12 protein-coding genes are annotated in these 11575 nt (G+C 59.9%); 4 read left to right on the forward strand and 8 right to left on the reverse strand.

Going from position 1 to position 11575, the window contains the following annotated elements:
• Positions 1-2: 2 nt before the first annotated feature.
• The 4 genes from JZ00_RS02660 to JZ00_RS02675 all read right to left on the reverse strand — a co-directional run bounded on the left by JZ00_RS02660 (position 3) and on the right by JZ00_RS02675 (position 4102).
• Complete coding sequence (locus JZ00_RS02660; RefSeq protein ID WP_039592822.1) at positions 3-980, reverse strand: ABC transporter permease; 978 nt, start codon at positions 978-980, stop codon at positions 3-5.
• Entirely contained in the window at positions 977-2530 is a 1554-nt protein-coding gene (locus tag JZ00_RS02665; protein WP_039592821.1) for a sugar ABC transporter ATP-binding protein, read from the reverse strand. Before JZ00_RS02665 ends, JZ00_RS02660 begins: the two co-directional genes overlap by 4 nt.
• A gap of 55 nt (positions 2531-2585) precedes the next feature.
• Positions 2586-3545: a sugar ABC transporter substrate-binding protein gene (locus JZ00_RS02670; RefSeq protein WP_039592820.1), complete on the reverse strand. Its 960-nt coding sequence runs from the start codon at positions 3543-3545 to the stop codon at positions 2586-2588.
• 134 nt (positions 3546-3679) lie between these two features.
• Complete coding sequence (locus JZ00_RS02675; protein WP_039592819.1) at positions 3680-4102, reverse strand: hypothetical protein; 423 nt, start codon at positions 4100-4102, stop codon at positions 3680-3682.
• Positions 4103-4418: 316 nt separating this feature from the next.
• On the opposite strand from JZ00_RS02675, the gene JZ00_RS02680 reads away from it, so the two are divergent.
• The 3 genes from JZ00_RS02680 (at position 4419) to JZ00_RS02690 (ending at position 6651) form a co-directional block, all read left to right on the forward strand.
• Positions 4419-5507, forward strand: a complete 1089-nt coding sequence (locus tag JZ00_RS02680) for an asparaginase (protein ID WP_039592818.1) — start codon at positions 4419-4421, stop codon at positions 5505-5507.
• Between the two features lie 149 nt (positions 5508-5656).
• A complete protein-coding gene (locus JZ00_RS02685) occupies positions 5657-5956 on the forward strand; it encodes a DUF1654 domain-containing protein (protein ID WP_045155601.1) in 300 nt (99 codons plus the stop codon).
• Between the two features lie 5 nt (positions 5957-5961).
• Positions 5962-6651, forward strand: a complete 690-nt coding sequence (locus JZ00_RS02690) for an endonuclease (RefSeq protein ID WP_039592817.1) — start codon at positions 5962-5964, stop codon at positions 6649-6651.
• Positions 6652-6721: 70 nt separating this feature from the next.
• Here the strand turns inward: JZ00_RS02690 and JZ00_RS02695 are convergent, their stop codons facing one another.
• Positions 6722-7087, reverse strand: coding sequence for a hypothetical protein (locus JZ00_RS02695; RefSeq protein WP_039592816.1), 366 nt, complete (start codon positions 7085-7087; stop codon positions 6722-6724).
• Positions 7088-7334: 247 nt separating this feature from the next.
• Here JZ00_RS02695 and csrA point away from each other — a divergent pair, with 247 nt between their 5' ends.
• Entirely contained in the window at positions 7335-7529 is a 195-nt protein-coding gene (gene csrA / locus JZ00_RS02700; RefSeq protein ID WP_003179932.1) for a carbon storage regulator CsrA, read from the forward strand.
• A gap of 194 nt (positions 7530-7723) precedes the next feature.
• Here the strand turns inward: csrA and JZ00_RS02705 are convergent, their stop codons facing one another.
• The 3 genes from JZ00_RS02705 to JZ00_RS02715 all read right to left on the reverse strand — a co-directional run bounded on the left by JZ00_RS02705 (position 7724) and on the right by JZ00_RS02715 (position 11420).
• Entirely contained in the window at positions 7724-8179 is a 456-nt protein-coding gene (locus JZ00_RS02705) for a DUF2214 family protein (RefSeq protein WP_039592815.1), read from the reverse strand.
• A gap of 139 nt (positions 8180-8318) precedes the next feature.
• Positions 8319-9701, reverse strand: coding sequence for a cysteine--tRNA ligase (cysS, locus tag JZ00_RS02710; protein ID WP_039592814.1), 1383 nt, complete (start codon positions 9699-9701; stop codon positions 8319-8321).
• Between the two features lie 21 nt (positions 9702-9722).
• Positions 9723-11420 (reverse strand): glutamine--tRNA ligase/YqeY domain fusion protein, encoded by a 1698-nt coding sequence (locus tag JZ00_RS02715; RefSeq protein ID WP_039592813.1) that lies wholly within the window; start codon positions 11418-11420, stop codon positions 9723-9725.
• Positions 11421-11575: the final 155 nt, after the last annotated feature.

Consider the following 11575-nt stretch of genomic DNA (forward strand, 5'->3'; position numbering starts at 1 on the left):
GTTCAAGCCCGCCGACTGGCGCGCTGGCTGCGGTACGTATCGAGCACCACTGCAATCACGATCACCGCGCCGGTAATGATGCGTTTGGTCGGCTCGGTCGCGCCGATCTGGGCCAGGCCCGCCGCCAGCACGGAAATGATCAGCACGCCGAAGAAAGTGCTGATCACCGAACCACGCCCCCCCATCAGGCTGGTGCCACCAATGACCACGGCCGCGATAACTTGCAACTCGAGTCCCGAACCCGCGTTGGGGTCCGCCGCTTCCAGGCGCGAAATCTGGAACAGCGCCGCGACACCGGCCAGCAAGCCCATCAGGCTGAACACCAGGATCTTGTAGGGTTTTGGGTTGATGCCGGCCAAACGCACGGCTTCTTCGTTGGTGCCGATGCCGATCAGGTAGCGGCCGAACACCGTGCGGGTCAGCACCGCCTGGGCGACGAAGATCACCAGCAAGGCGATGATGAACGAAGGCGAAATACCGAAGGCGATCGGATTGGACAGCCAAGCGAAGGAGTCACCGATATAGGCGGTCCGCGAGCCGGTCATCTGGTACGCAAGGCCCCGGGCCATTTCCAGCACGCCCAGCGAGACGATGAACGACGGGATGCGCCATGCCACGGTAATCGAACCGGTGACCGTACCCGCCAAGGCCGCCACGGCCATGCCGAGCAAGGCCGACGGCCAGACACTCCAGCCCCAACCGAGTACCGCCACGCTGACGGTGGATGCCGCCAACGCCAGCACCGAGCCTACCGACAGGTCGATGCCACCGATGATCAGGATAAACGTCATGCCGACCGCCAGCACCATCAAGTCGGGAATCTGGTTGGCCAGGGTGCTGAAGGTGTCATAGGAAAGGAAATGGCTGCTCAGGACCGAGAACAGCGCGACCATGGCCAGCAAGGCGCCGGCCAGGCCCAGGTAGGTGCCGAGGCCATAAAAGTTGCCATTGGATTTGCCGACGGCAGGTGCGGTTTTCATGAGAGATCCCTAGGCGCCGCTTCGTTGAGCAGCGCATCACGTTTCTGGTAGCCGGCGAACGCGGCGGCAAGCAAGTCATCCTGGGTCCAGCTGTCGCGCTCGAACGTGTCGATCAGGCGCCCGGCCGAGAGCACGCCGATCCGATCACAGATCAACATCAATTCCCTCAGGTCGCTGGAAACCACCACCAACGCCTTGCCCTGGCGAGTCAACTCACCGAGCAACGCATAAATATCGAATTTGGCGCCGACGTCGATACCGCGGGTTGGCTCATCGAACAGCAGTACAGAACAATCGCGCTCCAGCCAACGACCGATCACCACTTTCTGTTGATTGCCGCCGGACAGTTCGGACACCAGTTGCGTCGGGCTGGAGCTGCGGATACGCATGGCGTCGATCTGCCGCTGCGCCAAGGCTTGTTCCGCGCTGCCATCGACCAGGCCGGCGCTGGAAATCTCCGGCATGTTGCCCAGGGCAATGTTGGCGGCGATGGATTGGGTCAGCAGCAGGCCTTCGCCCTTGCGATCCTCGGTGATCAAGGCGATGCCATGGGCCACCGCATCGGCTGGTGAGCGAATGCTGACCACGTTGGTTGGCAAGCCCAACGCCACCGTGCCGCTATCAGCCACATCGGCACCAAAGATCAGCCGCAGCAGTTCCGTGCGCCCAGCCCCGATCAGCCCGGAAATACCGAAGATTTCCCCGCTGCGAACTTCGAAAGACACATCACGGACCTTGTCGGAGCGGGTCAGGCCCTTCACGGTCAGCGCGGGGGCGCCAATCTGGCGCGGGCCCAGGTCGATGTGCTCGCCCAGCTCCCGACCGACCATCAGTGTCACCAACTGCTCACTGTTGTAGTTGGCCATCGGCTCGACGCAGACCAGGTTGCCATCGCGCAACACCGCAATGCGCTGGGCGACACGGGCCAATTCTTCGAGGCGATGGGAAATGTAGATGATCGACACGCCACGCGCCTGCAAGCGGGTGATCTGCTCAAAGAGCATCTCGACTTCGCGGGCTGTCAGCATGGCGGTCGGTTCGTCGAGGATCAGCACATGGCAATCGCCGATCAGGTTGCGGGCGATCTCCACCATCTGCTGGTGACCGATCCCCAGCTCGCCGACCAGCGTGTCGGGATCGATTGCATCGAGCCCCACCTGGGCCATGGCCTCGATCGCCGCCTTGCGCAATTGCTTGCGGCTGATCCAGCCACCATGGCTGGGCAGGTTGTCGAGAAACAGGTTCTCGGCCACGGAGAGGGTCGGCAGCAGGTTGAGTTCCTGCATCACCATGCGCACGCCCTGCTCTTCCGCCTGGGTCCGGCTGCCGGGGCGATAGTCCTGCCCTTGGAACTGCATCTGTCCGGTCGTCGGCGTGACCAGCCCGCCGATGATCTTGGACAAGGTACTTTTGCCGGCACCATTTTCGCCGGTCAGCGCCAGCACTTCACCGCGCATCAACGTCAGGTTGATATCGCTCAGTACCGGCTGGGCATAAGTCTTGCCGATACCGCTGACGCACAGGACAGCGTTCGGGTCGCGAACGGACATAACAAACTCTCCAATGCGCCCGCCCGGACGGGCGAGCGCCGTTGTGTCGCCAGGGTTACGGCTTGGTCACCAGCTCGACCGGAGTTTCAATGACGCCGTTGGTGCCATTGTTGACTTTTTCACCCTTGATGATCTTCAGGGCGGTCTCGATGCCGAACACAGCCTGCTTGGCAGCGAACTGGTCAGCGGTCGCGAGGACACGACCGTCCTTGAGCATCGGCTTGATCGCGTTGATGTTGTCGTAGCCGACTACTTGCACCTTGCCCGCCTTACCCGCAGCGCGCACGGCCGAGACGGCGCCGACCGCCATGCTGTCGTTACCGGCCAGCAGTGCCTTGATGTTCGGGTATTCGCTAAGCATCGACGCGGCGACCTGGTTCCCCTTGTTGATTTCCCAATCACCGGACTGCAGGGAAACGACCTTGATCTGTGCCGCTTCCATTGCGTCCTTGAAGCCCGCGGTGCGCGCCTGGGCGTTGGTGGTGGTCGACACGCCTTCGATAATGCCCACTTCGTCGCCGGCCTTGAGCTGCTTGGCCAGGTATTCACCCACCAGGCGAGCGCCCTTGCGGTTGTCAGGGCCTACGAACGGCACGTTGATGTTCTTGCTCTTGACCACCGCCGGGTCGAGTTGGTTGTCAATGTTGATTACGGTGATGCCGGCGTCGACGGCCTTCTTGATGACCGGCACCATCGCCTTGGAATCGGCAGGCGCGATCACCAGCGCATTGACCTTGGAGACGATCATCTGCTCGACGATACGAATTTGGTTGGCGGTGTCGGTTTCATCCTTGATCCCGTTGGAGATCAGGTCGAAATCGGCGGAGTTTTCCTTCTGGTAAGCCTTGGCACCGTCTTCCATGGTCAGGAAGAACTCGTTGGCCAGGGATTTCATGACCAGGGCAACCTTGGGTTTTTCCGGCGTCTGGGCGAGCGCCGAGGAGAAAGGCAGCGCAGCGGATGCAGCCGCGAGCATGGCGACGGCGAGAAGGCGTCCAGCGAATGGCAGCTTCATGGGTTCACTCCGATTTTATGATTATTTTGAGCAAAAATCGTCGCACGACGATCGCGCAAACGTTTGCGTGGAATGAACTATGGTAAAGCATCGGAGTTTTGTCAACGTTACGGTTTCATCCGCAACGTCCAGAATCAGGCAGTGGTATTGACCAGCGCGCCGGAGCCGGACTCCTTCACCAGCTCCTTGATCAAGCTGCCCGTGACCTGCTGCAGTGCGCCAGTAGTATCGGCGATCTGCCCCTGGATGGCCATGATAGCGGTAGTCCTGGCTTCAGGCGTTGCATATGGGCGCGCCTGTGCTGCGGCGAGTTGCTGTTGTTGATCGCGCAATTGCTGCTGTAGCTCCTGCATGCGCTTGAGCAGGATTTTCGTGGCGATGCTTTGGGTGCTGTCGCTTTTTTCGGTCTTGCTCTCGGTTTCAGTACGAAGGTCTGCGCGAACCTGGCGTTCACCCAAGGCGTCCTCGCTCGCCTCGCCCAGGGCATTCACCGTCGCTGTGGTTTTACCGCCAATGGTGACGGCGGCGGCGTTCGGCAAGCCGATTGACATGCTCATGTTTCACTCCATGAATGAATTCCTACAAGGAAGATCGTCCGTCAACGGGTTTTCTTTAGCATCACTCTCAGGAAACCGTCCTTCAGACCACTCCCCTCCGGTTAACCGAACAGCAAACAACACGATGTTCGGAAATCCGTCCAGGCACTCGCCGCAAGCATCCGCCAGAAAATACATATCGTTTTATTTTCAAGGTGTTAGAAGGCAGCCCCACACCAGCGGCGCACTGGTACGGATCATGCTCTGGCAACAGTGCTTCCGGCATTCAGGTCTGCCGAAGCATCTAGATGAATCCTCATGACTAGAGAGAAAAATAATGACATCTGCCTTCAAGACTCTTGTTCCGGGCGCCTTGGCCCTCATGCTCCTGCTGCCCAGCGCCCTTCAGGCAAAAGAAACCCAGGCTGAGCAAAAGCTTTCCAACGTCGTCATCCTTGCCACGGGCGGCACCATTGCCGGTGCCGGCGCGAGCTCCGCCAACAGCGCCACCTACCAGGCAGCCAAGGTCGGTATCGAACAGCTGATCGCCGGCGTACCGGAACTCAGCCGGCTGGCCAACGTGCGTGGCGAACAGGTGATGCAGATCGCGTCGGAGAGCATCACCAACGACAATCTCCTGCAACTGGGTCGACGTGTTGCCGAGCTGGCCGACAGCAAGGACGTCGATGGCATCGTCATCACCCACGGTACCGACACGCTGGAAGAGACTGCCTACTTCCTGAACCTCGTCGAGAAAACCGAAAAACCGATCATTGTCGTCGGCTCGATGCGGCCCGGTACCGCGATGTCCGCCGATGGCATGCTCAACCTCTACAACGCCGTGGCCGTCGCCAGCAGCCAGGAAGCGCGCGGCAAAGGCGTGCTCGTGACCATGAACGATGAAATCCAGTCGGGTCGCGATGTCAGCAAGATGATCAACATCAAGACCGAGGCATTCAAAAGCCCTTGGGGTCCGCTGGGCATGGTGGTCGAAGGAAAATCCTACTGGTTCCGCCTGCCGGCCAAGCGTCATACCATGGACTCGGAGTTCGACATCAAGACCATCAAGAGCCTGCCGGATGTTGAAATTGCCTACTCCTACGGCAACGTCGGCGACACCGCGTACAAGGCCCTGGCCCAATCCGGCGCCAAGGCAATCATCCACGCCGGTACCGGCAACGGTTCGGTGTCCTCGCGCGTCGTTCCTTCGTTGCAGGCCTTGCGCAAGGAAGGCGTGCAGATCATTCGTTCGTCCCACGCCAATGTCGGTGGTTTCGTACTGCGCAACGCCGAGCAGCCTGACGACAAATACGACTGGGTCGTGGCCCACGACCTGAATCCTCAGAAGGCTCGGATCCTGGCAATGGTCGCGCTGACCAAGACCCAGGACAGCAAGCAATTGCAGCGGATTTTCTGGGAGTACTGATCGTCCCCGCCCGACCGATATCGGTCGGGCACCTCGAGACACCCATTTGCGCAGTGTTTATCAGGCTCGATAAAAAAGAGTCTTCCTCCTACATCAAAATGGAAAAAGTGCTGTCAGACGATTTTCTTGAAATTTAAGCAGTTGCGTAAATGCCTACGGTTAAATACTGTATGCACGTACAGCTTAATAAGGACAATCCTGTGGCCACGCCCTCCGCTGCAACTACCCCCTTAGATTCCTATACACGCCTCGGCCTACGGGTTTCGAAAATCATAAACGCTCCCACCGCACAAAATGCCAAGGCGGCCCTGATCTTTCGTCTCCCCGACGAGCCAGTGGATGAATGGGAACGCCTGCTGGCGGAAATCGATGAGAACGACAACGTGACCCTCGCCTATCGCGACGATGGCGGTGTGCAGGTTTTCTGGGTAGTGCCGAAGGAAGATTGAACCTGATGAATTTCCGCTGTTTAGCTTTATTGCTCGTCTTCGTTGCCACGGGCGCACAGGCGGGTGCACCCCGCACGTTCAACGAAGCCAAGAAAGTCGCCTGGAAGCTCTATGCGCCTCAATCCACCGAGTTCTATTGCGGGTGCAAATACACTGGCAATCGCGTGGACCTCGCGGCCTGCGGCTACGTGCCGCGCAAGAATGCCAACCGCGCCGCCCGCATCGAGTGGGAACATATTGTCCCGGCCTGGCAGATCGGCCACCAGCGCCAGTGCTGGCAACAGGGTGGGCGCAAGAACTGCACCCGCTATGACCCGGTCTATCAACGGGCCGAAGCCGACCTGCACAACCTGGTGCCCAGCATCGGCGAGGTCAATGGCGATCGCAGCAATTTCAGCTTCGGCTGGCTGCCAGTGCAGAAAGGCCAATACGGCTCGTGCTTGACCCAAGTAGACTTCAAGGCCAAGAAAGTCATGCCCCGCCCCTCCATTCGAGGGATGATCGCCAGGACCTATTTCTACATGAGCAAACAATACGGGCTGCATCTCTCCAAACAAGATCGTCGCCTGTATGAAGCCTGGGACAAGACCTATCCCGTGCAGGCCTGGGAGCGTCAGCGCAACCAGAGCGTCGCGTGTGTCATGGGGCGAGGAAACGAATTCGTCGGGCCAGTTAACTTGAAGGCCTGCGGCTGACCTGGCGTATATGAGCAGCAAGAATCAACTGTGGGAGCGAGCTCGCTCCCACAGGTTTGGCTCTGTCTGTTTATAGTGCTGGCGGAAAATCCACGACCAGGGTCTCGATGTTGCGCTTCTTGGCGCGCACCAGCGCAGCGTTGATCTGCTCCTGCTTCGCCTGAGCTTCAGCCTCGGATCCCAATGGCCCGACCAGGACCCGGTCCTTGCCGTTTTCCCTGACGACACTGGACATGAAGCTGTGCTCGATCAGCCATCCGGTCAGGTCGCTGACGGCCTGGGGCGTCTGGCCTCGAACCTCGACAGCCCACTGCGGTGCTGCGGCAGCTGCCGGCGTGGAGGTGGCCGCCGGCTTCGGCTTCGGTGCCTCGACGTCGCGCCCCTCCCCGCATCCTGCCAGCGCCAATACCGCGATTACCCAAGCCAATTTACGCACAACGATTCCCCCGCAAGACATGAAGCGGGGATTTTAGCACCCAGACTCGCCGGAAACGCCCTAAACAGTGCGCAAAACACGAGAATCCTGTCCAACGTCTCTGTATAGTCGCACCCTGGGAATTAATGCAGCATCTGCACGTCAGAAAGAGGCACCCACATTGTGACACTTAGCACTAATCTATAAGCAGTACCGACATCTGCACTGTCTGAATCAGGTGCCCTATAAAGCAATCAAGGAGAACACCATGCTGATACTCACCCGCAAAGTCGGTGAAAGCATAAATATTGGTGACGACATCACGATCACCATTCTGGGCGTGAGCGGCCAACAAGTCCGTATCGGCATCAACGCCCCGAAAAACGTTGCGGTGCATCGCGAAGAGATTTATCAGCGCATCCAGGCCGGCCTCACTGCCCCTGACAAGCCGCAAACGCCCTGAGCCCTGCCGCAGTCCGCAGCCAGCCCGTTTGCATTGCCGCAATGGCTGGCTAAAGATGCAGGCCGACCGAGCCGCACCCTGTCCAATCCCGCCTTATCGATCCGACCAGCCCGAAACCGATACTACTGGCATGCCTCATACCATGGCTGTCAGACGTTTCGTTTTAATGGCGATGAAGCAGGCGTTCGTGCCGGTCAGCCCAAGCGCACGCCACGGGCCATCCCCGTGGCCGCCACGACCATCAACATCAGCAGCAACGCTTCCAGGTGACTGATCCGTGCAAAGCGGCCAGCCCTCGACGAGTCGATCGCCGCGCCCTTGCCCAGCGCCATCCGCCATTTGATCAGGGCGATCATCGGTGCGATTTCAAGCAACAGGATCAAGACGAACAACGTCATTTTCAGGTGAAACAACGGCTGATGCAGGTAGTAGTCCGAGCCCTTTTCGTACCCGGCGAAAGCGCGCATCCCGCCTGTCACCAGTAACACCAGCGCTGACAGCCCCCATACGTTGTCTGCAACCAATACATTTCGAACTGCATCCGCGCCACCGGCGAGGCGTCGCAGCGCCGTGCCGCGGGTCAGCACCGCCCAGAATCCGAGGGCGAATGCCAAGAGGTGGATGGCCGCGAGAGACCAATGAGCAAGCATGGGAAGGCTCCTGCCAGGGTGAACGTCGAAGCGACCTGACAGTACTAGCTCATAGCAGAATGATTGCCAGGGCTGGAATGCAAAAAAAGTGGGAGCGGGCTTGCCCGCTCCCACAGGGTATTGCGTACGCTAAAAGGTCTTAGTCCGCCAAGCGCCAGGTCGTCCCGCCCTTCCCGTCTTCCAGCACCACGCCCATGGCGGTGAGCTGGTCGCGGATGCGGTCGGATTCGGCCCAGTCCTTGTTCGCCCGCGCAGTCAGGCGCGCCTGGATCAACGCGTCGACCTCGGCGGCGTCCACGCGACCTTCGGCACCGGCCTGCAGGAAGTCATCGGCTTGGAGCTGCAACACACCCAACACGTTGGCCAGTTCTTTCAGGCGGGCCGCAAGACCGGCCGCGGCATTGAGATCGCTCTCACGCAAACGGTTGATTTCGCGCACCATCTCGAACAGCACCGCGCAGGCTTCCGGCGTGCCGAAGTCATCGTTCATCACTTCGGTAAACCGCGCCACGAACGCTTCGCCACCGGCGGGCGGCACGGCGGGCAGGCCCTTCAGGGCATGGTAGAAACGCTCCAGGGCACCCTTGGCGTCCTTGAGGTTGTCTTCCGAGTAATTAATGGCGCTGCGGTAATGGCTCGACACCAGCAGGTAACGCACGACTTCTGGATGGTATTTCTCGAGCACATCGCGGATGGTGAAGAAGTTGTTCAAGGATTTGGACATCTTCTCGCCATTGATGCGAATCATGCCGCAATGCATCCACGCGTTGGCGTAGGTCTTGCCGGTGGCCGCTTCGCTCTGGGCGATTTCGTTTTCGTGGTGCGGAAACTCCAGATCGCTGCCGCCGCCATGAATGTCGAAGGTCTCGCCCAGGCAGCAAGTCGACATCACCGAGCATTCGATATGCCAGCCCGGACGCCCGGCGCCCCATGGCGACTCCCAGCTCGGCTCGCCTGGCTTGGCGCCTTTCCAGAGCACGAAGTCCAGCGGGTCTTCTTTAGATTCATCGACCTCGATGCGCGCGCCGATGCGCAAGTCTTCGATTTTCTTGCGCGACAACTTGCCGTAGCCCAGAAACTTGGCGACGCGGTAATACACGTCGCCATTGCCCGGTGCGTAGGCGTAGCCCTTGTCGATCAAGGTCTGGATCATCGCCAGCATGCCAGGGATGTGATCCGTGGCGCGGGGCTCCAGGTCCGGCTTGAGGATATTGAGGCGCGCCTCGTCCTCGTGCATGGCCTGGATCATGCGCTCGGTCAGCGCATCGTAGGGCTCGCCGTTTTCGCGGGCACGGTTGATGATCTTGTCTTCGATGTCGGTGATGTTGCGCACGTAGGTCAGGTCATAACCGCTGAATCGCAGCCAGCGGGTTACCAGGTCGAAGGCGACCATGCTGCGACCATGACCAATGTGGCAGTAGTCGTACACGGTCATCCCGCAGACGTACATGCGGACCTTGTTGCCATCCAGCGGCTTGAAGACTTCTTTGCTCTTGGTGAGCGTGTTGTAGATCGTAAGCACAGGGTTTCCCTTAAGACTTGATCACTGACCCCAGGAATCGCGCAAGGTCACGGTACGGTTGAATACCGGAGCACCGGGTTTCGAGTCCTTGATATCCGCGCAGAAGTAACCTTCGCGCTCGAACTGGAAACGGTCTTCCGGCTGTGCGTTGCCCAACGAAGGCTCGGCACGACAACCAGTGAGTACTTGCAGGGAGTCAGGGTTGATGTTGTCCAGGAAGCTGGCGCTGTCTTCGGCCTTCTCCGGGTTCGGCGAACGGAACAGGCGATCGTACAGGCGCACTTCGCACTCGACGCTGGCGGCAGCCGGCACCCAGTGGATCACGCCCTTGACCTTGCGACCTTCCGGGTTCTTGCCCAGGGTGTCGGGGTCGTACGAGCAACGCAGCTCGACGATGTTGCCGTCGGCATCCTTGATGGCCTCGTCGGCGCGGATCACGTAGCTGCCGCGCAGGCGCACTTCTCCAGCGGGCTCCAGGCGCTTGTAGCCTTTTGGCGGCTCCTCCATGAAGTCTTCACGGTCGATGTAGATTTCCCGGGCGAACGGCAGGACGCGCACACCCATGTCTTCCTTCGGGTGGCACGGCAGTTCGAGGTTCTCGACCTGGCCTTCCGGGTAATTGGTGATGACGACTTTCAGCGGACGCAACACGCACATGGCGCGCGGCGCACTGTGGTCGAGGTCGTCGCGGATGCTGAATTCCAGCATGCCGAAATCCACCACGCCGTCGGAACGGTTGGTGCCGATCATCTCGCAGAAATTGCGGATCGACTTCGGCGTGTAGCCACGACGGCGGAAGCCCGACAGCGTCGACATGCGCGGGTCGTCCCAGCCGTTGACGTGCTTCTCGTCCACCAGTTGCTTGAGCTTGCGCTTACTGGTGATGGTGTAGTTGAGGTTCAGGCGGCTGAATTCATACTGGCGCGGGTTGGCCGGCACCGGCAGCTTCTCCAGGAACCACTCGTACAAGGGACGATGGCTTTCGAATTCCAGGGTGCAGATCGAATGCGTGATGCCTTCGATGGCGTCCGACTGGCCGTGGGTGAAGTCATAGTTCGGGTAGATGCACCACTTGTCGCCCGTCTGGTGGTGATGGGCATGACGGATGCGGTACATGATCGGGTCGCGCAGGTTCATGTTCGGCGAGGCCATGTCGATCTTGGCGCGCAGTACACGGGCACCGTCCGGGAACTCGCCGGCACGCATGCGGGCGAACAGGTCCAGGTTCTCTTCCACGCTGCGGTCACGGAACGGGCTGTCCTTGCCCGGCTCGGTCAGGCTGCCGCGGTATTCCTTGGCCTGCTCCGGGGTCAGGTCGCACACGTAGGCGTTGCCGGACTTGATCAGCTCGACCGCCCAATCGTGCAACTGGTCGAAATACTGCGAGGCGTAGCGCACTTCGCCCGCCCATTCGAAACCCAGCCACTTGACGTCGCTCTTGATCGCGTCGATGTATTCCTGGTCTTCCTTGGCCGGGTTGGTGTCATCGAAACGCAAGTGCGTGACGCCACCGAACTCTTCGGCCAGGCCGAAGTTCACGCAGATGGATTTGGCGTGACCGATGTGCAGGTAGCCGTTGGGCTCCGGCGGGAAGCGGGTGACGATCTGCGTGTGCTTACCCGAATCCAGGTCCGCCTGGATGATCGGGCGCAGGAAATTGACCGGCACGGCCGGGCCGGTCTTGGAATTCGAGGTAGGGTCGACAGTGGGCTTGCTCATAGGATCCTTGAACATACAAGTGCGCGGCCGGGTGCGGCCTGATAAATCAAAGCCCGTATCATAGCCGATGCTGTCAAGCACCTGACAGGCCAGGCCGGCAAACGATTGAATTTATTCGACAGCCAGATGAAAAACAGCCTCGAAATTCGCGCATG

Origin of the sequence: Pseudomonas frederiksbergensis, assembly GCF_000802155.2 — a bacterium.
Lineage (GTDB): Bacteria > Pseudomonadota > Gammaproteobacteria > Pseudomonadales > Pseudomonadaceae > Aquipseudomonas > Aquipseudomonas frederiksbergensis_A.